Origin of the sequence: Sphingobium sp. TB-6 (assembly GCF_012927365.1) — a bacterium.
Lineage (GTDB): Bacteria > Pseudomonadota > Alphaproteobacteria > Sphingomonadales > Sphingomonadaceae > Sphingobium.
Genome location: NZ_JABBGL010000005.1, coordinates 281,565 through 303,983 on the forward strand (window position 1 = coordinate 281,565; position 22,419 = coordinate 303,983).

At 64.0% G+C, this 22,419-nt stretch carries 22 protein-coding genes; 14 read left to right on the plus strand and 8 right to left on the minus strand.

Going from position 1 to position 22,419, the window contains the following annotated elements; translation table 11 throughout:
* Positions 1 to 4 precede the first annotated feature (4 nt).
* The 7 genes from HHL26_RS09715 to rpmE all read left to right on the plus strand — a co-directional run bounded on the left by HHL26_RS09715 (position 5) and on the right by rpmE (position 7,344).
* The gene (locus HHL26_RS09715) at positions 5 to 784 is read left to right on the plus strand and encodes a phosphatidate cytidylyltransferase (protein WP_066558545.1); all 780 of its coding nucleotides are present in this window, start codon (positions 5 to 7) and stop codon (positions 782 to 784) included.
* Positions 784 to 1,941, plus strand: a complete 1,158-nt coding sequence (locus HHL26_RS09720; RefSeq protein WP_066558544.1) for a 1-deoxy-D-xylulose-5-phosphate reductoisomerase — start codon at positions 784 to 786, stop codon at positions 1,939 to 1,941. Before HHL26_RS09715 ends, HHL26_RS09720 begins: the two co-directional genes overlap by 1 nt.
* Positions 1,938 to 3,071 (plus strand): RIP metalloprotease RseP, encoded by a 1,134-nt coding sequence (gene rseP, locus HHL26_RS09725; RefSeq protein ID WP_066558543.1) that lies wholly within the window; start codon positions 1,938 to 1,940, stop codon positions 3,069 to 3,071. The genes HHL26_RS09720 and rseP overlap by 4 nt, the downstream gene beginning before the upstream one ends.
* Before the next feature lie 113 nt (positions 3,072 to 3,184).
* Entirely contained in the window at positions 3,185 to 5,851 is a 2,667-nt protein-coding gene (gene bamA / locus HHL26_RS09730; protein WP_066558541.1) for an outer membrane protein assembly factor BamA, read from the plus strand.
* Positions 5,851 to 6,507, plus strand: a complete 657-nt coding sequence (locus tag HHL26_RS09735; protein ID WP_066558539.1) for an OmpH family outer membrane protein — start codon at positions 5,851 to 5,853, stop codon at positions 6,505 to 6,507. Before bamA ends, HHL26_RS09735 begins: the two co-directional genes overlap by 1 nt.
* Positions 6,508 to 6,514: 7 nt before the next feature.
* Positions 6,515 to 6,997: a 3-hydroxyacyl-ACP dehydratase FabZ gene (gene fabZ, locus HHL26_RS09740; protein ID WP_066558536.1), complete on the plus strand. Its 483-nt coding sequence runs from the start codon at positions 6,515 to 6,517 to the stop codon at positions 6,995 to 6,997.
* A gap of 122 nt (positions 6,998 to 7,119) precedes the next feature.
* A complete protein-coding gene (gene rpmE, locus HHL26_RS09745; protein WP_007687040.1) occupies positions 7,120 to 7,344 on the plus strand; it encodes a 50S ribosomal protein L31 in 225 nt (74 codons plus the stop codon).
* Between the two features lie 117 nt (positions 7,345 to 7,461).
* On the opposite strand, the gene copD is transcribed toward rpmE, so the two are convergent.
* Both copD and copC read right to left on the minus strand, forming a co-directional pair.
* Positions 7,462 to 8,331, minus strand: a complete 870-nt coding sequence (gene copD, locus HHL26_RS09750; RefSeq protein ID WP_066558534.1) for a copper homeostasis membrane protein CopD — start codon at positions 8,329 to 8,331, stop codon at positions 7,462 to 7,464.
* 5 nt (positions 8,332 to 8,336) lie between these two features.
* Positions 8,337 to 8,714 (minus strand): copper homeostasis periplasmic binding protein CopC, encoded by a 378-nt coding sequence (gene copC, locus HHL26_RS09755; RefSeq protein WP_066558530.1) that lies wholly within the window; start codon positions 8,712 to 8,714, stop codon positions 8,337 to 8,339.
* Positions 8,715 to 8,856: 142 nt separating this feature from the next.
* On the opposite strand from copC, the gene HHL26_RS09760 reads away from it, so the two are divergent.
* From HHL26_RS09760 to HHL26_RS09785, 6 genes are all read left to right on the plus strand, one after another.
* Positions 8,857 to 9,123: a hypothetical protein gene (locus tag HHL26_RS09760; protein WP_066558529.1), complete on the plus strand. Its 267-nt coding sequence runs from the start codon at positions 8,857 to 8,859 to the stop codon at positions 9,121 to 9,123.
* Positions 9,124 to 9,126: 3 nt separating this feature from the next.
* Positions 9,127 to 9,567: a periplasmic heavy metal sensor gene (locus tag HHL26_RS09765; protein ID WP_066558527.1), complete on the plus strand. Its 441-nt coding sequence runs from the start codon at positions 9,127 to 9,129 to the stop codon at positions 9,565 to 9,567.
* Positions 9,564 to 10,145, plus strand: coding sequence for a sigma-70 family RNA polymerase sigma factor (locus HHL26_RS09770; protein ID WP_066558525.1), 582 nt, complete (start codon positions 9,564 to 9,566; stop codon positions 10,143 to 10,145). The genes HHL26_RS09765 and HHL26_RS09770 overlap by 4 nt, the downstream gene beginning before the upstream one ends.
* A gap of 30 nt (positions 10,146 to 10,175) precedes the next feature.
* Positions 10,176 to 11,930: a copper resistance system multicopper oxidase gene (locus tag HHL26_RS09775; RefSeq protein ID WP_066558520.1), complete on the plus strand. Its 1,755-nt coding sequence runs from the start codon at positions 10,176 to 10,178 to the stop codon at positions 11,928 to 11,930.
* Entirely contained in the window at positions 11,927 to 12,865 is a 939-nt protein-coding gene (locus tag HHL26_RS09780) for a copper resistance protein B (RefSeq protein ID WP_066558519.1), read from the plus strand. Before HHL26_RS09775 ends, HHL26_RS09780 begins: the two co-directional genes overlap by 4 nt.
* 274 nt (positions 12,866 to 13,139) lie before the next feature.
* Positions 13,140 to 13,802: a copper resistance protein B gene (locus HHL26_RS09785; RefSeq protein ID WP_145907335.1), complete on the plus strand. Its 663-nt coding sequence runs from the start codon at positions 13,140 to 13,142 to the stop codon at positions 13,800 to 13,802.
* Positions 13,803 to 13,825: 23 nt separating this feature from the next.
* Here HHL26_RS09785 and HHL26_RS09790 read toward each other — a convergent pair whose 3' ends face one another.
* From HHL26_RS09790 to HHL26_RS09815, 6 genes are all read right to left on the minus strand, one after another.
* Complete coding sequence (locus HHL26_RS09790) at positions 13,826 to 14,971, minus strand: M20 aminoacylase family protein (protein WP_066558516.1); 1,146 nt, start codon at positions 14,969 to 14,971, stop codon at positions 13,826 to 13,828.
* Positions 14,968 to 15,462: a winged helix-turn-helix transcriptional regulator gene (locus tag HHL26_RS09795; RefSeq protein ID WP_066524286.1), complete on the minus strand. Its 495-nt coding sequence runs from the start codon at positions 15,460 to 15,462 to the stop codon at positions 14,968 to 14,970. The genes HHL26_RS09790 and HHL26_RS09795 overlap by 4 nt, the downstream gene beginning before the upstream one ends.
* A 21-nt stretch (positions 15,463 to 15,483) precedes the next feature.
* The gene (locus HHL26_RS09800) at positions 15,484 to 16,869 is read right to left on the minus strand and encodes an aspartate aminotransferase family protein (protein WP_066558514.1); all 1,386 of its coding nucleotides are present in this window, start codon (positions 16,867 to 16,869) and stop codon (positions 15,484 to 15,486) included.
* A 139-nt stretch (positions 16,870 to 17,008) separates the two neighbouring features.
* A complete protein-coding gene (locus tag HHL26_RS09805; RefSeq protein WP_066558512.1) occupies positions 17,009 to 18,079 on the minus strand; it encodes a tartrate dehydrogenase in 1,071 nt (356 codons plus the stop codon).
* 100 nt (positions 18,080 to 18,179) lie between these two features.
* The gene (locus tag HHL26_RS09810) at positions 18,180 to 19,643 is read right to left on the minus strand and encodes an NAD-dependent succinate-semialdehyde dehydrogenase (protein WP_066558510.1); all 1,464 of its coding nucleotides are present in this window, start codon (positions 19,641 to 19,643) and stop codon (positions 18,180 to 18,182) included.
* Entirely contained in the window at positions 19,640 to 20,512 is an 873-nt protein-coding gene (locus HHL26_RS09815) for a GNAT family N-acetyltransferase (RefSeq protein WP_066558508.1), read from the minus strand. The genes HHL26_RS09810 and HHL26_RS09815 overlap by 4 nt, the downstream gene beginning before the upstream one ends.
* 200 nt (positions 20,513 to 20,712) lie before the next feature.
* Here HHL26_RS09815 and HHL26_RS09820 point away from each other — a divergent pair, with 200 nt between their 5' ends.
* Entirely contained in the window at positions 20,713 to 22,185 is a 1,473-nt protein-coding gene (locus HHL26_RS09820; protein ID WP_346765573.1) for an aldehyde dehydrogenase family protein, read from the plus strand.
* Positions 22,186 to 22,419 lie beyond the last annotated feature (234 nt).

Here is a 22,419-nt window from a genome sequence, read left to right on the forward strand (position 1 = left end):
ACGCATGTCGAGCGAGCTTCGGACGCGCGCGATCGTCGGCGCCATCCTCATTTTCGTGGCGCTGGGCGCGCTGTTTTCGGGCGGTTTTCTCTTCTGGCTGTTGCTGGTCGTGGCGGGCGTGCTGATGCAGGGGGAGTGGGGCGATCTGACGGGCGCCACGCCGGAAAACCGCAAGCTCGCCATGTTCGCCATATCGGTGCCGCTGGCGATTCTCTGTCCGCTCGCCGCAGGGGTGTCCTGGTTGGCTTTCGGGCTGATGGCAGCGGCCTTTTTTTTCGTCGCGCTGGTCGGCCGGTCGGTGAAGCTGGCGCTAGGCGTGCCCTATATCGTCGTGCCGGTGATGGCCTTGCTGTATCTCCGCGCTCAGGTGCCGCCAAACCCTTCGGGCCTGCTGCTGACCCTTTGGGCGCTGGCGTTGGTCTGGGCGACCGATATTGGGGCTTATTTCGCGGGCCGGTCCATTGGCGGGCCAAAGCTGGCTCCGCGCATCAGCCCGTCCAAGACCTGGTCGGGCCTGGGCGGCGGCGTGCTGGCGGCGCTGCTCGTCGGGTTCCTGCTCTATCGTTTTGCCGGGTTGCCGGTGCAGCTCGCGGCGGCCAGCGGCCTGCTGGCGGTGGCGGCGCAGTTGGGCGACCTGCTGGAAAGCTGGATGAAGCGCCGCGCAGGGGTGAAGGATAGCGGTACGCTGCTTCCCGGCCATGGCGGGGTGATGGACCGGCTGGACGGCGTGGTCGCGGCGGCGCCTTTGGCGGCGATCTGCTATATGATGCTGGTGCTGCCCTGATGAAGACGATTTCGATCTTTGGCGCGACCGGATCGGTCGGCATGTCGACGCTGGATCTGGTCCAGCGCGACCCCGACGCCTATCAGGTCGTCGCGCTGACCGCGCATAGCGACGTGGCGGGTCTGGCCGCGGCTGCGCGGCAGAGCAATGCCAAACTCGCCGTCATCGGCCATGACGCCCATTATGAGGCGTTGAAGGACGCGCTGCGCGGTTCCGGCGTGGAAGTGGCGGCGGGAGAGGGCGCGCTGGTCGATGCCGCGCAAGTGGGCGCGGACTGGAGCATGGCCGCAATCGTCGGCTGCGCGGGCCTGCGCCCGACCATGGCGGCGCTGAAGGCGGGCGGCACGGTGGCGCTGGCGAACAAGGAATCGCTGGTGTCGGCGGGCGCGCTGATGATGGACGCGGTCGCGGCGTCGGGCGCGACGCTGCTTCCGGTCGACAGCGAACATAATGCGATATTCCAATGTCTTGCCGGAAGCCGTTGGGAAGATGTGTCAAAAATCACATTGACGGCCAGCGGCGGCCCCTTCCGCACCCGCAGCCGGGAGGAGATGCGCGGCATCACCCCGGCGCAGGCGGTCGCCCATCCCAATTGGTCGATGGGCGCGAAGATCAGCGTCGACAGCGCCACGATGATGAACAAGGGGCTGGAACTGATCGAGGCGGCGCATCTCTTTCCTGTCGGGCTCGACCGGATCGAGATACTCGTCCATCCGCAGTCGGTCATTCACTCCCTGGTCGAATTTCGCGACCGCTCCACCCTGGCGCAACTCGGGTCGCCCGACATGCGCATTCCGATCGCCCATGCGCTCGCCTGGCCGGAGCGGATCGCCACGCCCTGCCAGCCGCTGGACCTGACGCGGATCGGGCGGCTGGATTTCGAGGCGCCCGATGAGCTGCGCTTCCCCGCGCTGCGCCTGACCCGACAGGCGGCGCAGGCGGGCGGCGCGGCCCCCGCCATATTGAACGCGGCCAATGAGGTCGCGGTGGCGGCCTTCCTTAAAGGCGCCATCGGCTTCCTTGATATCGCCATGATTGTAGAGGATGTCCTGAACCGCTATAGCGCGCCTGTGCCCCGCCAGATCGACGATGTGCTGGCGGCGGATGCGCAGGCGCGTAATATGGCGGGCCTAGTGATGGAAAGATTGACCGCTTGATCCAGAATCCCGGTTTCCTGCTGACCATATTCGCTTTTGTCGCAGTCATCGGACCGCTCGTCTTCGTGCATGAGCTGGGCCACTATCTGGTGGGTCGCTGGTGCGGCGTGAAGGCGGAGGCGTTTTCCATCGGCTTCGGTCCGGAAATCGCGGCATGGGTCGACAAGCGCGGCACCCGCTGGCGTATCGGCGCGCTGCCCCTGGGCGGCTATGTGCGCTTCAAGGGCGACATGAACGCCGCCAGCCAGGCCGATCCGCGCTGGCTGGAAATGCCCGCCGCTGAGCGGGCGCAGAGCTTTCCCGCCAAGCCGCTGTGGCAGCGCGCGGCGATCGTCGCGGCGGGACCGGCGATCAATTTCCTCTTCGCCATCCTGATCCTGGCCACCTTCGCCTTCGTCCATGGCGAAAGCCGCACGCCCGCCGTCGCCGGACAGGTGCAGCCGGGCAGCGCGGCCGCTGCGGCCGGCATCCTCGCGGGGGACCGCATCGTCTCGCTCAACGGGCGGGAAATGGCGACCTTCGACGACATCCGCCTGTTCGCGCAGATCCGCCCCGGCGAGCCCGTCGCCATCGTGATCGACCGCAAGGGCAAGCTGTTCGAAAAGCAGGGCAAGGTCGGCGCGGTTCAGGAAGATGACGGTTTCGGCAATAAATTCCGCATCGGCCGCTTGGGGCTGGCGCCCGGCGAACCGGTGATCGAGCCGGTCAGCCTGTTCCGCGCGCCGGTCGTCGCGATCGAGCGGACGGGTCAGATCATCCGCACCATGGTCGAGACGCTGGGCCAGATCGTCGGCGGCGGCCGGTCGGTCAAGGAACTGGGCGGCCCGCTCAAGATCGCGGAGGTTTCGGGTCAGGCGGCGACGCTGGGAATTGAGAGCTTCATCTTCTTCATGGCCCTCATCTCGATTAATTTGGGGTTCATCAACCTCTTGCCAATCCCCATGCTGGATGGCGGTCATCTGCTGTTCTACGGGGTGGAGGCGATACAGCGGCGGCCCGTCAGCCCACAGGTGCAGGAATGGGCCTATCGCTCGGGCCTGGCTGTCCTGCTGGCGATGATGGTGCTGGTAACATTCAACGATTTATCCTCTTTCGGTCTCTGGGATCGTCTGTCCGGCTTGATCGGCTGAGCCGTATCGGGCAGGAGGACGCGATTTGGCGCCGTCTTTTCCGGATGTGAACGGAAATGGCCCGGCGTAAACGACATGTTGCTTTTTTGTAGAAGGTGGAGCGGGTGACAGCGATGATGAGCAGCAACAGGCAGCGCCCGGTCGTCGTGGCCCTGTTGGCGACGACGATGATCGCGGGCATGTCTGCGGTTCCGGCGACGGCCCAGAACGCCCCACCGGCTGCCCCAGCGCCCGTCCCGGCGGCAACACCTGCGGCCGGAACGATCCGCAGCATTTCCGTCACCGGGCAGCAGCGCCTGGAGCCGGATACGGTGCTGTCCTACACCAAGCTGCGCATCGGTCAGACCTTCACCCAGGAATCGCTCGACCAGGCGCTGCGCGACCTTTACGAGACGGAGCTGTTCGCCGACGTCCAGATCCGCAACGACAATGGCGCCTTGACCGTCGAGGTGAAGGAAAACCCGGTCATCAACCGCATCGTCCTTGAAGGTAATAAGCGCCTCAAGGAAGACAAGATACGTCCTGAAATAAAACTGGCTCCCCGCCAGATCTATACGCGCTCCAAAGTGCGCGCCGACGTTGCCCGCATCATCGAACTGTACCGCCGCCAGGGCCGCTTCGCCGCCACGGTCGAGCCGAAGATGGTGCAGCTCGACCAGAACCGCGTCGACATCGTGTTCGAAATCTCCGAAGGGCCCAAGTCGAAGGTCCGCCAGATCAACATCATCGGCAATGAGAAGTTCAAGGACGGCGAACTGCGCAGCCAGATGGTGACGAAACAGTCGCGCTGGTTCCGCATCTTCTCCTCGGGCACCAGCTATGATCCCGATCGGCTGGCCTATGACCAGCAGAAGCTGCGCCAATTCTACCTGACCGAAGGCTATGCGGACTTCCGCGTGATCTCGGCGGTGGCGGAACTGACCCCGGACAAGCAGGACTTCATCATCACCTATGTGGTCGAGGAAGGGCAGCGCTACAAATTCGGTGACGTGAAGGTCAACAGCGACATTCGCGACCTGTCGGGCGATTCGCTGACCAAGATGCTGCCGATGAAGAAGGGCGACTGGTACAACGCCAAGCAGGTCGAGGATACCGTCGACACGCTGAGCGAGACGGCGGGCCTGTTCGGCTATGCCTTTGCCGACGTGTCGCCGGACTTCAACCGCGACAAGGACACGCTGACGATGGGGATCGACTTCCGCATCGCCAATGCGCCGCGCGTCTATGTCGAGCGGGTGGACATCAACGGCAACACGCTGACGCAGGACAAGGTGGTCCGCCGCGAATTCCGTCTGGCTGAAGGCGATGCGTTCAACAGCTTCCTCGTCAAGCGGTCCAAGGACCGCATCAATTCGCTCGGCTTCTTCCAGGAAAAGCTGGATATCGAACAGAAGCCGGGTTCGGCACCTGATCGGATCGTGCTGGAAACCAATGTGCAGGAAAAATCGACCGGCGAGCTGTCGCTTTCGGCCGGTTTCTCCTCGCTGGAGCGGTTCATCGTTTCGGCCTCGATCACCCAGCGCAACTTCCGCGGCAAGGGCCAGGAACTGCGCACCAGCGTCAATTATTCGGCTTATTCCAAGTCAGTGGAAGTGGGCTTCACCGAGCCCTATTTCATGGACAAGAATATCGCGCTGGGCGGCGACATCTATCGCCGCGACCTCAACAGCTTCCGTTATCTGAACAATAACGACCGCGACACGACCTATCAGCAGACGACCACCGGGTTCCAGCTCAGGGCGGGCGTGCCGATCACTGAATATATGTCGTTGGCGCTGCGTTACACGCTCAATCTGGACGATGTGACGCTCGACAAGGGTACTTATTATTCCGCCGATGCGAATGGCGTGTTGCAGTGCGACCCGATTCTGGCAGGTCGTTATCTTTGCGATGCCATCGGTAAACGGACGACCTCTTCCATCGGCTATTCCCTGATCTACGATACCCGAGACAATCGTATTCGTCCTACGCGTGGCAACAACGTCGTACTCAGCCAGGATTTTGCGGGTCTTGGGGGTAGCGTCAAATATGCGCGTATGCGGCTTAACGGTTCGAAATATTGGCCGCTGGGCAAGGGCTTCATCTTCTCGCTCTCGGCAGAGGGCGGCTATATCCACAGCCTTGAAGGCGATCGCCGGGATTCCACGGGCGCGCTGGTCGATCCGGTTCGTTTGACTGATCGCTTCTTCCTGGGCGAACCGCAGATTCGCGGCTTCGACATCCGCGGCATCGGCCCGCGTGTGGTACGCCGTTATTATACCACGACGACGAATAGCGACGGCACGTTTACCGGCACGGAGACGACTGGCACCAACAACCGGACGGATGACGCGCTCGGCGGTCGCATCTATTACATGGCGCGTGCGGAGGTCGAAATTCCACTTGGTTCGGGTGCCCGTGAAATGGGTCTGCGCCCGTCTGTGTTCGTTGATGCAGGTGCCGTTGGCGGCCTGAAAAATCCCGCATTGATTGGCGAGGCTGGCGGCGTCAACAATGGCTTCCCAGGCTATTGCTCATCGAGCACGAACTCTTCGCTGACCACGGTCAAGGCAACGGGAACAGTTGCGGCGCCCCTGTGCCCCGCCAACTATGACACCGTTAGCAGCGGCTTTAAGGAAGAATATCTGGGCGACACGCTGAAACCGCGCGTGTCCGTCGGCTTTGGCGTCAACTGGAACTCGCCCTTCGGCCCGTTCCGCATCGACATCGCCAAGGCTCTGCTCAAGGAACCAGGGGACGACACCAAACTCATCACCTTCAACGTAGGGACTCAATTCTGATGAAGACGATTTTCAAGGCTGCCGCGCTGGTTCTGGCGCCGATGACCGCCATGGCGCTGACCAGCGTTCCGGCCGCTGCCCAGTCGAAGACCGGCATCGCCGTCGTCGATCTGCAACGCGCCGTCGCCACCAGCGCTGCCTATTCGACCGCGCGCACCCAGATCCAGACCACCTACAAGGCGCAGATCGACAGCTTCACCGCGCGCAAGAACGCCATCGACGCCGATCTCAAGGCCAAGGGCACGGCTCTGGAAGCCGCGATGAAGGCGGCCGGCAACAAGCCGACCCCGGCGATCCAGACCCAGTATGAGGCCTATCAGAAGGCCGGTCAGGACGGTCAGGCCGAACTGCAGCGCCTGGGCCAGCCGATCGCGCTCGCCAACGCCTATGTCGAAGAACAGATTTCGGCCAAGCTGTCGGACGCGCTCAAGGCTGCCATGACCCAGGCGAAGGTCGACCTGATCCTGTCGCCCGACGCGACCGTGTCCTATCAGCCGACCGTCGACATCACCCAGTCGGTCGTGACCCAGCTCAACGCGCTGGTGCCCAGCGTCGGCATCACCCCGCCGGCCGGCTGGCAGCCGGGCCGTCAGGGCCAGGGCGTTGCCCCGGCCGCCGCGCCCGCCAACCCGTCGCAGCAGCCGACGTCGCGCTGATCGCTCGATGACGGATCAGGTTGATACGGTTTCCGACGCCATCGGTCCCCTCGACATTCGTGGGGTCATGGCGTCGCTGCCGCACCGTTACCCGATGCTGCTGGTTGACCGCGTGGTTTCGATCCTGCCCAACAGGTCGATCCACGCTATCAAGGCCGTGTCGATCAACGAACCCTTCTTCCAGGGGCACTTCCCGGGCCGCCCGATCATGCCGGGCGTCTTGATCGTGGAAGCGATGGCGCAGGCGGCGGGGGTGCTGACGGTACAGTCGCTCAATCTCGCCGGTTCGGGCAAGCTCGTCTATTTCATGAGCATAGACGGTGTGAAGTTCCGCAATCCGGTCGAACCGGGCTGCCTGCTCGACCTGCATGTCGAAGTGGTGCAGATGCGCGGCGCCGTCTGCAAGTTCAGCGGCAAGGCGTTGATCGACGGCAAGCTGCATGCCGAAGCCAATTTCGTCGCGATGATAGCCGATCCGCCCAAGGATTGACGGCGAAGGGGGAGGATGGCTTCTCCCCCTTGCTTTCGCGGCGAAAGCCATGTAACCGCGCGCCTTCGCAATTTTTCGCATCCATGGCCGGTCGGAAACCGGCCCATAGACGGAGCAGACACATGAAGGCCGATACGCATCCCGATTACCACTTCATCACCGTCCAGATGACCGACGGCACCACCTTCCGCACCCGCTCGACCTGGGGCAAGGAAGGCGACACGCTGGCGCTCGACATCGATCCCAAGTCGCATCCGGCCTGGACCGGCGGCACCCGCCAGCTTGAGCAGGGCGGCCAGGTGGCGCGCTTCAACAAGCGTTTCGGCGGTTTGACGCTGAAGAAGTAATCGGCGCCTTCAAGGGCACGATAGCAAAAGGGCGCCTCTCGGGGCGCCCTTTTTTGTTTGTGGTGGATGGGATGGCCGACCTGGCCGATTGCAGCCGTTCAACCAGCCAGGCGCATTTCAGGCCAGCGGATCGAGCGTTCCGAGCGCCGCGACCAGTCCCAGGATGATGATGGCGAGGCTGGTTTCCATCAGCAGCGACAGCAGCAAATGGCTAAGCGCCGCGCCAGTGTTTCCGCCCTCAAGCGCCGCTTCCAGCTTGGGCGTCAATCGCCAGCGATTGGCGGCGGCGAGCAGCAGCATGGCCCCGAACAGCGCCAGCTTGGCGAGCAGCAGCCAGCCATAACGGCTGTGCAGCAGAGCAGGCAGGTTGGGGAGGCCTACGATCATCACGGCGTTGAACGCGCCGGTCACGATCAGCATGGCGACGAACAGCGTGCCGAACAGCGAGAAACGCTCCAGCATAGCGGCGGTTTGCCCGATCTCCCGCCCGGCCAGAACCCCGCCCAGCAAGGCCAGCAAGGCGCCGAACCATCCGGCGGCGGCCAGCACATGCAGTGCGTCCGCAATGCGATGGGCGCTGCCGGCAAGGCCTTCGCTGGCGGCGGCATGGCCCGACCAGGCCAGTGTCGCGGCGGCGATCGCGGCGGGCAGGGCGATGGCGGCATTCCATCCTCCGCCACGCCGGAACAGCAGCGGCAGGATCGAAAGCAGCGCCACCGCCCGCACCGCCAGAACCGTTCCGACAGGCGTTTCCTTGAGCAATATCTCCACGACGCTCCAGTCGGGCGAAAAGAGCGGGGTTCCCGCCATGCCTGCCGCGCTGGCGAGCAGCCACAGGGCGGAGAGCGCAAACCCTCCCACCGCCAGCGCGCCGATCACCCCGCGCCGCGCGCTTCCGCCCATGCTCCACCAAAAGAGGGGCAGGCCGGCGAGCGCGGCGAGATCCGCGTAGAGCGCGAAGCGGGCGGCGATGAGAACCCCGTCCATCGTCCTTATTTGACCGAGAAGCTGACCTTGCCCGCGATCTTGTGCTGGTCTGCGCCGACAAGGTGCCAGTCGAGGTCATAATGGCCCGCCGGAAGGGCGCGGGGCAGGGTGACGGTCATGGTCTTGCCGTCGCCCTCGACCGCGGTCTTGAAGCCCTTGATCGGCATCGGCGCGTGGTTGGCCATGCCCGGCATGCCGGTCATGGTGAGGTCGACGCCACTCAGCGGAGCCAGCATCTTTTCGGAGAAGATGAGGGTGAGCTTGGTCGGCTTGGCGACCGTCGCGCCCGCCGCCGGGGTGGAGGAAAGCAGCTTGGGATGCGCCATCGCCACGGAGGGCAGGGCGGCAAGGGCAATGGCAGCAGTGAAGAGGATGCGACGCATGGAATTAATCTCCGAAACGGGTTGCGGTTAAGGGATATTACGCATCGAACTTTCCGATCCCTCGACTAGCGTGCATAAATTTTTGCATGAGGGGTTGGACGATACGACGCGTATCTCCGGGTGAGCAATGGGAGTGTGAGTGATGAGCGACCTCGATCAGCTATTGGGCCATGTTCGCGCCCTACCGGCCGATCCGCGCCTGGAGACGATGGAAGCGGCGGTGATGGCGGGCCTCGCCTCTCGCCGGGAAAGGGCCGTGGCCCGGCGCAGCCTGGCGCTGGCGGGAATCGTCGCGATCGGCATCGGCGGGGTCGGCAGCGTGGTGCCCGGCAGTTCGGCGCAGGCGGCATCGCGGCCGGTGATCATCGGCATGTCCGATTACGCGCCTTCGCGCTTGCTGGGGCAGTAAGCCATGAAGGGAGCAGCGCGATATGGGCTGGTCGCGCTGGTCGCTTTTGCGGCGGCGCTGGCCGCGGTGCTGGTGGCGCGGGTGTGGATCGCGCCCGAACCACGGGTCGAGAGCGAGGTTCACGCCCTTATCCACCAGAAACTGAAGCTCGACGCCGCGCAGGAAGCCCGCATCCATGCTTTGGAGACCAATTTTGCCAAGCGGCGGGAGGCGATGGAGGCGGAAATGCGCGCCGACAACGCCCGGTTGGCGCAGGCGATCGCGGCGGAGCATGGCTATGGGCCGAAAGTCGGGGAAGCTGTCGACCGTTCGCATCATGTCATGGGGATGCTGCAAAAGGAGACGCTGAAGCATATCTTCGCGATGCGCGCCGTGTTGCGGCCGGATCAGGCGGCCCAGTTCGACGCCGCCATCGTCAAGGCTCTGACCCAGCCCGCGCGGTGAGCCATTCGCTCACCGAACGCAGCGACGCCGAACTGGCCGCGCTGGCACTCGCCGGGCAGCAGAGCGCCTATGGCGAACTGATGCGGCGGCATCGCGATGGCGTTTTCCGGCTGGCGCGGGGCCATGCGGGGGATGCGACCGAGGCGCTGGACATCACGCAGGAGACATTCATTTCCGCCTTTGCCGCGCTGGCTCGCTATGATGGGGCGCGGCCTTTCCGGCTGTGGATAGCGCGGATCGCGATCAACAAATGCCATGACTGGGCGCGGCGGCGGGCGGTGCGGCGTTTCTTCACCTTCGCCCGGCCGATCGAGGAAGCGGGGGTCGTGGCGGACGCTGCGCTGACGCCGGAGGAGGCGGTTCAGTCTCAGGCGGAATTGGCCCGGATCCATGCGGCGATTGCGGCACTGCCGGGCAATCTCAAGGATGTGCTGGTGTTGCGGGGGATCGAAGGCATAAGTCAGGCGGAGGCGGCGCAGATTTTGGGAGTCAGCGAGAAGGCCGTGGAAACGCGGCTCTATCGCGCGCGCAACAAATTGGCCGAACAGTTGAGGGATGGCGCGGCGGGGCGCGTATAGAGGGAAACAGTCCTTATTACAGAGCCATCCATGCCCCTTTCCCTTCCTGACGTCGATCGCCGCAGCCTCATTCGGGGGCTGGGCGGCTTTGGTGGCGCGCTGGCCCTGAGCCGGGCTTTTCCTTCCTGGGCGCAGAGCGGGACGGCGGGTCTTTCCCCGGCGACCGGCGTGCTGAGCGGCGAGACGATCGCGCTGACCGTGGGGGAGAGTCATTTCTCCACCGGAGGGCGCTCGGCCCATGCGGTGATGATCAACGGCACGCTGCCCGCGCCGCTCATCCGCCTGAAGGAAGGGCAGAATGTCCGCCTGTCCGTCACCAACCGGCTCAAGGAAGATACGTCGATCCACTGGCATGGGCTGATCGTGCCTTTCCAGATGGACGGGGTGCCGGGGGTCAGCTTTCCGGGCATCAGGCCGGGCGAGACCTTCACCTATGAATTCCCGATCCGCCAGTCGGGGACTTACTGGTATCACAGCCATTCGGGGATGCAGGAGGCGGTCGGCCATTATGGGCCGATCGTGATCGATCCTGCCGGAGTCGATCCGGTGGAAGCCACGCGCGAGCATGTGATCATATTGTCCGACTGGAGCCCGGTTCATCCGCATGTGCTGCTGAAGCGCCTCAAGCAGATGGGCGGCTATTTCAACATGCGCAAGCAGACGCTGAGCGGGTTGCTGGCGGGGAAGGATCAGAGCGCGAAAGATCGCCTGGAATGGGGCGCGATGCGGATGGACCCGACCGATATTTCCGACGTCACCGGGTCGACCTACAGCTTCCTGGTGAACGGCCATGGCACGGCGGAGAATTGGACCGGCCTCTTTACGCCGGGCGAGCGGGTGCGGCTGCGCATCATCAATGCGTCGGCCATGACCAATTTCAACGTGCGCCTGCCGGGACTGCCGATGACGGTGGTGCAGTGCGACGGCCAGCATGTGCAGCCGGTCGAGACCGATGAGTTCCAGATCGGCATCGCGGAAACCTATGATGTGGTGGTGCAGCCGGCGGAAGCGAAACCCTATGGCCTGATCGCGGAGGCGATCGACCGATCCGGGCTGGTGCGGGCTACGCTGGCACCGCGTGTCGGCATGGCGGCGGAGGTGCCTGCCGTGCGCGAGCGGCCGCTGTTGGGCATGAAGGACATGGGCATGGACATGTCCGGCATGGACATGGGGCAGGGCGGCGTCATCGACCTCAGCCAACCGGCCAATGAAAGCATGTCCGGCCATAAGATGAAGATGCGCGACAAGTCGGTCGCGCCGCAGGTGAAGATGGGGCCGGGCGTCGCCACCCTCTCGCCCATGCCCGCCGACCGGACCGCCGACCGGCCTACGGGGCTGGAGAATGTCGAGCATCGGGTGCTGACCTATGCGGACCTCAAGTCGCTTACGCCCAACAGCGACACGCGCGCGCCGACGCGAACGTTGGACATCCACCTGACCGCGAACATGGAACGCTATATGTGGTCCTTCGACGGGGTGAAGCTGTCCGACGGAGCCGAGCCCATCCCCTTCCGCCATATGGAGCGGGTGCGGGTGAACCTGATCAACGACACGATGATGCCGCATCCGATCCATCTGCACGGCCATTTCTTCGAGCTGGTGACGGGCGCTGGCGAGCATAATCCGCGCAAGCATACGGTGAATGTGCTGCCCGGCGGGAAGGTGAGCTTCGACCTTACCGCTGATGCGCTGGGGGATTGGGCGTTCCACTGCCACATGCTGATGCACATGCACACCGGGATGATGCGCGTCGTAACCGTGCGGCATGGGGGAGAGGCGGCATGAAGACTCTCGTTTCCGCCGCCGCGCTGTTGCTGGCCTCTGTTGCTCTCCCTGCTTTGGCGCAGGAACAGATGGACCACAGCCAGATGGATCATGGCGCCATGGAGGGCATGGATCACTCCACCCATCAGCCGCCCGCCGAGGAGGTCGCCGCAGATCCCCATGCCGGTCATGGCCAGCCTGCCGCCGATGATGACATCCCCGAGGGCACAGCCCCCCCGGTTCCTGCCGATCACGCCGCCGAAGCCTTTTACAGCCCCGCCGAAATGGACCGCGCCCGCGCCGCCATGCTCAAGGAAAGCGGCGGCATGACCTTCTCTCAGCTTATGCTCGACCGGCTGGAATATCGCATGGGCAAGGGCGCGGACGGCTATCATTGGGAAGGTGAGGGCTGGATCGGCGGCGACATCAACCGCTTTGCCTTCAAGACCGAGGGGGAGGGCGAAGTCGGCGGCGCGCTGGAACGCGCGGAGGTGCAGGCGCTCTACAGCCGGGCGATCGACCCCTGGTTCAACCTCGAAGCCGGCGTGCGCCACGACATTCGCCCCGATCCGCAGCGGACCTATGCGGTGGTGGGGATCGAGGGACTCGCGCCCTATTGGTTCGAACTGGGCGCGCAGGCTTTCCTCTCGAACAAGGGTGACGCGCATCTGCGGCTGGAGGGCAGCTATGACCAGCGCATCACCCAGCGCCTGATCCTGCAACCGGCGGCGGAGGTGAACATCGCCGCGCAGGATGTGCCGGAACTGGGCATCGGCTCGGGCCTTTCGGATGTCGAACTGGGGCTGCGGCTGCGCTACGAATTCGCGCGCGAGTTCGCGCCTTATGTCGGCGTCAATTGGGAACGCAAGCTGGGTGATACGGCGCGCTTCGCCCGTGCCGGGGGAGAGCGGATAGATGCCACCAGCTTCGTCATGGGCGTGCGCTTCTGGTTCTAGAGCAGATTCCGATCCGATTGCATCGGCTCGGCTGCTCTAGCTTTTTGATTTTACGCATTTGCTTAGAAAAAGCCCTAACGGGGCAGCTTGCGGGTGGCTGCGGCACGATCTGCTGCCATCCGGCAGCAACTTGTCATGATCGACGGCGTGATGAGGCTCCTTCGTGCGCATGCGCCGTCCGGCGTCCCATAATCTCCCCCCACAATGACACAATATTCAGGGTAGATACGTGCGCTTCGCCTTATCAGGCTTCCTTTTTTGTGCCTGCGCCTTGTTGGCGGGCAAACCTGCGATGGCGCAGGACGATGCGGCGTCCCTCAGCGGCGGCTTCGACCTCATTGAGATGCGGACGGGAGATCAGGGCGACGCCTTCCTCTGGGACGGCAGCTTCTCCTATGGCGATTCCACCGATCAGGCGATGCTGGTGGTCCAGGGCGGCGGCGCGCTGGGCGGGCAGATCGATGAGGTGCAGGCGCGGCTCTTCTATGGCCGCACCATCGGAGAAAATATCGTGCTGCTGGTGGGCGCGCGCAAGGATTTCAAACCCCATCCCCGCGATATCCACGCCGTCATCGGCATCCAAGGGCAGATCGGATCGCGGCTTAGCTGGGAAAGCTATGCCTTCCTGTCCGACAAGGGGCGGCTGACGGGGGAAGCGCAGGTCATTTATGCCCTGCCGATCACGGAGCGGCTTTATCTGGAACCGCGCATCGCCGCAGGCTGGTCGGCGCAGAGCATCGATGCGGAAGCGTTGCGGCCGGGCTTCACCGAAGGGGAGGCGACGGTACGCCTGCGCTATCGCCTGACGGACAAGATCAACGCTTATGCCGGCGTGGTGCATGAGAGCCTGCTGGGCGAGACGCGGGCGCTGGCGCGGTCGCAGGGGGAGGCGGTGAAGTCGACGGTGGCGGTGATAGGGTTTGGGTTCAGTCTTTAAGCCTTCTCCGCTGGAATGACGATTCAAGCCTTGGAGAGATGCTGCTCGACCAGTGCGACATGCAGGCGGATACCAAGGCCCAGCACATCGTCGTTGAAGTCGTAATGCGGGTTGTGCAGCGGCACTGATCCCTCGGACTTCGCCTGACCCAGCCAGATATAGGCGCCCTTGCAGGCCTGAAGCATGAAGGCGAAATCCTCCGACGTGAAGGCGGGTTCCGGCGCCAACTGCGCATTGCCCACGGTCGCGGCGGCGGTCAGCGCTTCCTGCGCGGCCTCTTCATCGTTGATGGTGGCGGGGTAATAGCGGTCGTAATCGACGCTCGCCATGACGTCGTTGGCAAGCGCGACGCCCGCCGTGATCTTGCGGATGGCGTCCTCAACGATGTCCTGCACCTTGGGATCGAACGTGCGTACCGTGCCGACGACCTTCACCGTCGCCGGGATCACATTATGCGCATGGCCGCCGTGAATCTGCGTGACCGAAAGTACCGCCGAGGAGGTCGCGGGAATGCGGCGCGCCACGATGGTGTTCAACTGCGAAACCAGGCTGGCGGAGGCGAGGATCGCATCCGGCGTATCCTGCGGGATCGCCGCATGGCCGCCACGTCCTTCCAGCGTGATCTCGAACTTGTCCGCCGCGCCCATGATCGGGCCGGGGCGGGTGGCGATGGTCCCGGCGGGCAGGTCCGGCCAGTTGTGCAGCCCGAATACGCGGTCGCAGGGGAAACGGTCGAACAATCCCTCCTTCACCATTTCGCGGGCGCCGCCGAGACCCTCTTCGGCGGGCTGGAAGAAGAAATTCACCGTGCCGTCGAAATGGCGGCTGCGCGTCAGATGCTGCGCCGCGCCGAGCAGCATCGCGACATGGCCGTCATGGCCGCAGCCATGGAAGCTGCCCTCGGTCTTGCTGGCATAGGGCAGGTTGGTCTGCTCATGGATCGGCAGCGCGTCCATGTCGGCGCGCAGGCCGATGCTGCGGCCTGACGAACCGTTTTTCAGCACCGCGACGACGCCGGTGCCGCCGATCCCCTCATGCACCTCCAGCCCCAGCGCCCGAAGCTGCTCCGCGATCCGCCCGGCCGTCCGATGCTCGCAGAAACCCAGTTCCGGATGCGCGTGAATATCGCGGCGAAAGGCAATCAGCGGCTCAAGCAGGTCGTCGATCATTTTTGCTCACCGAACAGATGCTGGATCGGATAATGATGCTTTATGAACGGCGATTTGATCACGACATAGCTGAAATATTTCTCGATCCCATAGTCGCTTTCCAGCATCCCCTCGATGATCGACTGATAATGCGCCACGCCGCGCGTCACGAATTTCAGCAGATAGTCATATCCGCCGCTGACCAGATGGCATTCGACGATCTCGTCCAGCTTGCGGATGCGGGTTTCGAAACGGGAAAAGTCCCCCGCCCGATGCTCGGTCAGGGTGACTTCGGTGAAGACGGTCAGAAACTCGCCCAGCTTGTGCAGGTTGATATGCGCGCCATAGCCGGTGATGTAGCCCGCCTTCTCCAGCCGTTTCACGCGCGTCAGGCAGGGGCTGGGCGACAGGCCCACCGCATCGGCCAGCTCGACATTGGTGATGCGGCCGGATTGCTGAAGCTGCGTCAGGATCTTGAGGTCGATCCGGTCCAGTCTTGGGCCACCCAACATATGCCTTGCTCCCCCGTTTTCTTATCCCACCGCCGCACGAATATCCGCTTCTTCAAGCAGATCGTCCAGTGTCCTGCGAATGCGTGCGAAAATCTCGTCCATCTCCCCGTCCGACGCGCAGAGCGCCGGGGCAAGGCCGATGATATTGTCGGGGAAAGACCGGAAAATGACGCCGTTCCTATAGCCTTGCGCGAACAGCCGGTCGGGAATCTTGAGCGAGGGATCGAAGCGTTCCTTGGTCGCCTTGTCCGCCACCAGTTCGATCGCGCCGAGCAGGCCGCGCCCGCGCGTGTCGCCCACCATCGGATGGTCGGCAAGGCCCGCCAGACCCGCGTCGAAGCGTTTGCCCACATTCTGTCCGTTGGCAAGGATGCCGCCGTCGATATAGAGCCGCAGCACTTCCAGACCCACGGCCGCGCTCACCGGATGGCCCGAATAGGTGAAGCCATGGCCGATGGCGAGTTCGGGCGCCGCACCGTCCGCAATGCCCTGATAGATTTTATCCGACATCAGAAGCGCGCCCATCGGCACATAACCGGAGGTGAGACCCTTGGCGAGCGTCATGAGATCGGGCGACACATCTTCCGTCTCGCAGGCGAACAGCGGCCCGGTACGGCCGAAGCCGGTGATGACTTCATCGACGACGAACAATATGTCGAGTTCGGTGCAGGTGTCGCGCATCGCCTTGAGCCAGCCCTTGGGCGGCACGATGACGCCGCCGGACCCCTGGATCGGTTCGCAGAAGAAGGCGGCGACAGTGTCGGCTCCCAGTTCCGTCACCTTGTCCTTCAGTTGCTGGACGGAGCGGGCAATAGTCGCGGCATCGTCGGTCAGGTCGCTGCGATAGGGATAGGGCGAGGGAATATGATGCTGCCAGGGGCGCGGCAGGTCGAAATTGCGGTGGAAATTCGTGAGCGCCGTCAGGCCGGAACCCGTTGTGCTGGAACCATGATAGCCGCGCTCCAGCGCGATGAACTGCTTTTTGTTGGGACGGCCGGTCGCGTTGTAATAATGCACGATGTAACGGATCGCGGAGTCCACCGCATCGGACCCGCCCAGGGTGAAATAGACATGCTCAAGCCCCTCCGGGCTGAGGTCGACCAGCTTTTCCGCCAGCCGCACCGCCGGTTCCGACCCGAAGTGGAAATAGCCCGTCGCATAGGGCAGACGGCGCATCTGTTCCGCCGCGGCCTCGACGATGCTTTCCTGGCCATAACCGACATTGACGCACCACAGGCCCGCAAAGGCATCGAGCAACTGATTGCCGTCCATGTCGGCCAGCCACATGCCCTTGCCGCTTTGCAGCAGTGTCGCGCCGCGCGCTTCATGGCCGCGGAAGGAAGTGACGGGGTGGATCAGGTGATCGCGGTCGATGTCGATCAGGGACCGGTTGGGAGTCAGCGTCATCAGGAAACTCGCGGTGTTGGTTATGGGATCAGACTATCCCGCGCCCGCGGTCGGATGCGCCAATTTGCAGAGGTGGATGGGAGGGACGCGGTTTTTTGAGGAAGCGGCGCAGCATTTTCTGCTGCGCCGCTTTAAGGCTTCAGGAAAGGGCGTCAGCAATCGCCTTGCCGCACTCGATGGTGTTGGCCTTGCCCTTGAGGTCGCCGGTCCGCAGCCCCGGTTCCGCCAGCACAGTCTCCACCGCGCGCATGATCCCGGCGGCGGCTTCGGCTTCGCCCAGATGCTCCAGCATCATCGCCGCCGACCAGATCTGGCCGACCGGATTGGCTAACCCCAAGCCCGCAATATCCGGCGCGGAACCGTGCACCGGCTCGAACAGCGAGGGCGCGGTCCGATCCGGGTTGATATTGCCCGAAGGCGCAACCCCAATGGTGCCAGTGCAGGCCGGGCCAAGGTCCGACAAAATATCCCCGAACAGGTTGGACGCCACCACCACATCGAAGCGGTCCGGGTTCAGCACGAACTGCGCCGTCAATATGTCGATATGATATTTGTCATGGGTGACGGTCGGATAATTTTTCGCCATCTCTTCCACCCGCTCGTCCCACCAGGGCATGGTGATGGCGATGCCGTTGGACTTGGTGGCGGAGGTGACATGCTTGCGCTCCCGCGTCGCCGCCAGTTCGAAGGCGTAGCGCAGCACGCGGTCGGTGCCGTGGCGGGTCATCACCGTTTCCTGGATCACGACTTCGCGATCCGTGCCGGGGAACATCTTGCCGCCGACCGAGCTATATTCGCCTTCCGTATTCTCGCGTACGACCCAGAAGTCGATATCGCCCGGCTCACGGCCCACGAGCGGGCAGGGGACGCCGGGCATCAGCCGCACCGGGCGCAGGTTCACATATTGATCATATTCGCGCCGGAACTGGAGCAGCGATCCCCAGAGCGAGACATGATCCGGCACAGTATCGGGCCAGCCGACCGCGCCGAAGAAGATCGCATCGGGACTGCCGATCTGCGCCTTCCAATCGTCCGGCATCATCTGGCCATGCTTGGCGTAATAGTCGCAGCAGGCGAAATCATGCCACTTCTGATCGATGGTGAAGCCATAGAGGCTGGCTGCGCGTTCAAGGACGCGGATGCCCTCCGGCATGACTTCCTTGCCGATGCCGTCGCCGGGGATGACGGAGATGCTGTATTTGCGTGTCATGGCGATCTTTCCTGCGTCTGAGAAATGCGGATGAACCGCGTCAGGAAGGCGAAACCCTGACCCGTGCATGCAGGATCTGGGGTTTCGCGCCTCCTATGTGTCAGAGCTTCAGGCCCCCGATATGGAACGCCTTGGTCTCCAGATATTCCTCGATCCCTGCATGCGCGCCTTCGCGGCCCAGACCCGATTGCTTGATGCCGCCGAAGGGCGCCATTTCCATCGCGATCCCACCGGTGTTGAGCACCACCATGCCCGCCTCCAGCCGTTCGCCCACGCGGAAGGCGCGGTGGAGGTTTTCGGTGTAGAAATAGCTGGCAAGGCCGAAGCTGGTGTCGTTGGCGAGGGCAATGCCCTCTTCCTCGTCGTCGAAGCGGAACAGCGGGGCGACGGGGCCGAACGTTTCCTCGCGTGCCAGCCGCATGTCGCGGGTGGCGCCGGTCAGGATGACGGGCGTGGCGAAGCGTTCGCCACTTGCGCCCTGGGGCGCGCGGGCGAAGATCGTCGCTCCATGAGCCAGTGCATCCTCGACATGCGCCTCGACCTTTTCGGCCGCGGCCCGGTTGATCAGCGGTCCGATGGTGCTGCCGTCCTGATCGCCCGGCGCAACCTTCAGCGCGGAGACGGCCTTGGCGAGCTTTTCGGCAAAAGCTTCGTACACGCCGTCCTGCACCAGGATGCGGTTCGCGCAGACGCAGGTCTGCCCGGCGTTGCGGAACTTGCTCGCCATGGTCGCCGCGACCGCGAGGTCAAGGTCGGCATCGTCGAACACGATCAGCGGCGCATTGCCACCCAGCTCCAGGCTCAGGCGCTTGATGGTGTCGGCACTCTGCCGCATCAGCAATGCGCCGACCGCCGTCGATCCGGTGAAGGACAGTTTGCGCACGGTCTCGCTGCCGGTCAGTATCTTGCCGATCGGGGCGGCCTGGCCGGTGACGATGTTGATCACGCCCTTGGGGAATCCCGCTTCCTCGGCCAGCTTGATCAGCGCCAGTGCGGTGAAGGGCGTCAGCTCCGAAGGCTTCACCACCACCGGGCATCCCGCCGCCAACGCCGGTGCGCATTTGCGGGTGATCATCGCCGCCGGGAAGTTCCAGGGGGTGATCGCCGCCGACACGCCGACCGGCTCCTTCATCACCAGGATGCGGCGATTGGCTTCCGGCGCGGGGATGATGCTGCCATCGATGCGGCGGCCTTCCTCGGCGAACCATTTGATGAAGCTTGCCGCATAGCGGATTTCGCCCTCCGCCTCGGCCGTGGGCTTGCCCTGTTCGGCGGTCATGATCCGGCCGAGATCGGCCAAATTATCCATCACCAGCGCATGCCAGCGCTCCAGCACCGCCGCCCGTTCGCCGGCAGTTTTCGCGCGCCACGCAGGCCATGCCGCATGCGCCGCATCGACGGCAGCCTGCGTATCCGCCTCGCCGCAATCGGGAACTGTGCCGATGATCGCGCCCGTCGCCGGGTTGTCGACATCCAGCGTCGCGCCAGTCTGTGCACCGACCCATTCGCCCCCGATGAAGGCGCGTTCGATCAGCAGCGAGGGGTTGTTGAGCGAGAGTGTCATCCGAGAGCCTGTGTCGTGAGGGAGAAGGTCTTGACCGGGGCGTTGGCATCGATGGGCTTGCCGCGCACCATGCGCATGACGCGGCCGACGCAGGGCAGGCCCAGCTCATCGAGCCAGCCGCCCAATCCGCTTTCCTCCGGCACGTCGAGCCGGCAGAACATGCCGCTGTTCGATCCCAGCCAATGCGAGATCAGCGCTTTTGCCCCGCCCGTGTCGGGCGCGACGGTCGGTCCGACCACATAGCCCCGCCCGAAGCGGCGGAAAAGGGCGAAGCCGACCGGCTCATTGCTGCGCGTCAGCACCACTCCCTGCGCACCGGGGACCAGCGCGTCCAGCAGCGCGTCGCGGTTCATGCCGGTCGCCTGCCGGGCGAGATCGCGCAGCACATCCATGTCCTTGCTTCCGAGTGGACGGACGCGCTCGTCGGGGATGAGTTCGGCCATCGGGACCGCGAAGGCCGCGCCTTGATGCTGGAACACCGGCCCGACCGGTTCGAAACCGAGCTTGCGGTAGAGCGGCGCGCCTTCGTCGGTGGCGTTCAGCATCACCGTGCGATCGCCTAGATCGTGCAGCACCGCATCCATCAGACGGCGGCCGATCCCCAGGCCTTGCGCCTTGGGCGAGACGATCACCATGCCCAGAGTCGCGGCGTCATCGCCATAGAGCCAGGCCATGGCGGTGCCGATCACTTCCCGTTGGTTGTTCGGGCCGTCCCGCTCCGCCACATAGCCGAAGCCGAGCTGGAACAGCATCTCCCAATCCTCGATCCGGTGCGGCCATTTCTGTTCGTGGGAAAGGTCGTGGGCGGCGGCCAGATCCTCTGCGGTCATGCGCCGCAGGTCCACCATCGCCTCTATGCCTGTCGCCATGCGTCTTGCTCCTTGGCGGGAAGGGAAACCGCCTTTGGTCATGAATCAGTGATCCGGACATTAGGGGACGCTGCCAAGCATTGGCTGCCGCCTTCGCGTTTTTTTTGGAAGAATATCGCGCAGTCTTTCCGGCGCAACTGCAACAAATGCCGCCGCGCTACCCTATTTTACTGCGCAGGCGCGTAGCAGGAGATTATGCCGTGGACGGTTTCAACCCCGATCTCATCAGTCTGGCCAAGGCCAACAACTTCATCGGCGGCCGCCGGGTCGAAGGGCGGGGCCAGACGATCACGGTACGGCGGCCTTCGGATGGGCGGGTTCAGGCGGAACTGGATAGCGTGGACGCAGGGCAGTTGGCCGAGGCAGTGGAAAATGCGCAGGTCGCTTACAAGAAAAGCGGCTGGGCGCAGACCGACCCGCGGGGCCGGATGAAAGTGCTGCGGTGCTGGGCCGATCTGATCGAGGCGGATGCGGCCAATCTGGCGCCGCTGGAAGCGCTGGGTTCGACCCGTACGATCAACGAGATCAACGCCTGGGACTTGAGCTATACCGCCGAAACGATCCGTTTCTTCGCGGAATGGACGGACAAGGTCGGCGGCGAAGTGGCGGCTACGACGCCGGACAAGCTGGGGCTGACCATCACGGAACCCTATGGCGTGGTGGCGGCGATAAGCCCATGGAACCTGCCGCTGGTGATGGCGGGCTGGAAGATCGCGCCGGCCATTGCGGCGGGGAACAGCGTCGTCCTGAAGCCTTCGGAGATGACGCCGTTCAGCATCGTGCGCCTGGCGGAACTGGCGATCGAGGCTGGTCTGCCCGCAGGCGTGTTCAATGTCGTGCAGGGCGATGGGCGCTCGGTGGGCGATCCGCTGGTGCGGCGGCCGGAAGTTGCGAAGGTGACTTTTACCGGATCCACCCGGACGGGGGCTGCGATCATGGCGGCCTGCGCGGAAACCGGACCCAAGCCGGTCACGCTGGAACTGGGCGGGAAAAGCCCGCAGATCGTCTTTGCCGATGCCGGGCTGGATAAGGCTGCGGCTATTGTGGCGCGGGCGATCACGCTCAATGCCGGGCAAGTCTGCGTGGCTGGTTCGCGGCTGCTGGTGCAGGAAAAGGTGGCGGATCAGGTGATCGACCGGGTGGTCGCTGCCTTCAACGCACATAAGGCGGGGCCGACCTGGCGCACGGATACGACTTTGGGGCCGATCATTTCCGAAGGGCAGCTCGACCGGATGGACGGCATCGTCAAGCGCGCCATATCCGAGGGGGCCGAAGTGCTGGTCGGTGGTGGACGGGCGACTGCGCCGCAGGAGGGCAGCTATTTCGCGCCGACGCTGCTTGGGCGTGTCGACCAGAAGAGCGAAGCCGTGCAGGGCGAGATTTTCGGGCCGGTGCTGACGGTCCAGACCTTTGCCGATGAGGAAGAGGCTTATGCGCTGGCGAATGACAGCGATTATGGGCTGGCGGCGGGCGTGCATACCGGCGATGTGGCACGGGCGCTCAGGGCCACGCGGTCGCTGGAGGCCGGGACGGTGTGGGTCAACCGCTATGGACGGAGCAATGACTTCATCCTGCCGACTGGTGGGTATAAGCAGTCGGGGATCGGCAAGGATCTGGGGCGGGAAGCCTATATGGCGAACCTCAAGACCAAGACGGCCTTGATCGAGTTCTGATTTTCCTCGTCATTCCCGCGAAGGCGGGAATCCATCTCCCAGCCTATCCTTTGGACGTGAGGTCAAGAGATGGATCCCCGCCTTCGCGGGGATGACGGAGTAAGTATTAGAGTATCCGTGATGGTCAAGCGAGTGATTTGCGCCAGATGCGATCTGCCTTGAGCAGGGCATTTGCGGTGACGATGAGCTTTCTCATGACGGCAGTGATGGCGAGTTTTGGTGGTTTTCCGCCGG

Coding starts and splice junctions, on each gene's coding strand:
- HHL26_RS09715 (WP_066558545.1), top strand. CDS start 5: ATGTCGAGCGAGCTTCGGACGCGCGCGATCGTCGGCGCCATCCTCATT.
- HHL26_RS09720 (WP_066558544.1), top strand. CDS start 784: ATGAAGACGATTTCGATCTTTGGCGCGACCGGATCGGTCGGCATGTCG.
- bamA (WP_066558541.1), top strand. CDS start 3,185: ATGATGAGCAGCAACAGGCAGCGCCCGGTCGTCGTGGCCCTGTTGGCG.
- HHL26_RS09735 (WP_066558539.1), top strand. CDS start 5,851: ATGAAGACGATTTTCAAGGCTGCCGCGCTGGTTCTGGCGCCGATGACC.
- fabZ (WP_066558536.1), top strand. CDS start 6,515: ATGACGGATCAGGTTGATACGGTTTCCGACGCCATCGGTCCCCTCGAC.
- rpmE (WP_007687040.1), top strand. CDS start 7,120: ATGAAGGCCGATACGCATCCCGATTACCACTTCATCACCGTCCAGATG.
- copD (WP_066558534.1), bottom strand. CDS start 8,331: ATGGACGGGGTTCTCATCGCCGCCCGCTTCGCGCTCTACGCGGATCTC.
- copC (WP_066558530.1), bottom strand. CDS start 8,714: ATGCGTCGCATCCTCTTCACTGCTGCCATTGCCCTTGCCGCCCTGCCC.
- HHL26_RS09760 (WP_066558529.1), top strand. CDS start 8,857: ATGAGCGACCTCGATCAGCTATTGGGCCATGTTCGCGCCCTACCGGCC.
- HHL26_RS09765 (WP_066558527.1), top strand. CDS start 9,127: ATGAAGGGAGCAGCGCGATATGGGCTGGTCGCGCTGGTCGCTTTTGCG.
- HHL26_RS09775 (WP_066558520.1), top strand. CDS start 10,176: ATGCCCCTTTCCCTTCCTGACGTCGATCGCCGCAGCCTCATTCGGGGG.
- HHL26_RS09780 (WP_066558519.1), top strand. CDS start 11,927: ATGAAGACTCTCGTTTCCGCCGCCGCGCTGTTGCTGGCCTCTGTTGCT.
- HHL26_RS09790 (WP_066558516.1), bottom strand. CDS start 14,971: ATGATCGACGACCTGCTTGAGCCGCTGATTGCCTTTCGCCGCGATATT.
- HHL26_RS09795 (WP_066524286.1), bottom strand. CDS start 15,462: ATGTTGGGTGGCCCAAGACTGGACCGGATCGACCTCAAGATCCTGACG.
- HHL26_RS09800 (WP_066558514.1), bottom strand. CDS start 16,869: ATGACGCTGACTCCCAACCGGTCCCTGATCGACATCGACCGCGATCAC.
- HHL26_RS09805 (WP_066558512.1), bottom strand. CDS start 18,079: ATGACACGCAAATACAGCATCTCCGTCATCCCCGGCGACGGCATCGGC.
- HHL26_RS09810 (WP_066558510.1), bottom strand. CDS start 19,643: ATGACACTCTCGCTCAACAACCCCTCGCTGCTGATCGAACGCGCCTTC.
- HHL26_RS09815 (WP_066558508.1), bottom strand. CDS start 20,512: ATGGCGACAGGCATAGAGGCGATGGTGGACCTGCGGCGCATGACCGCA.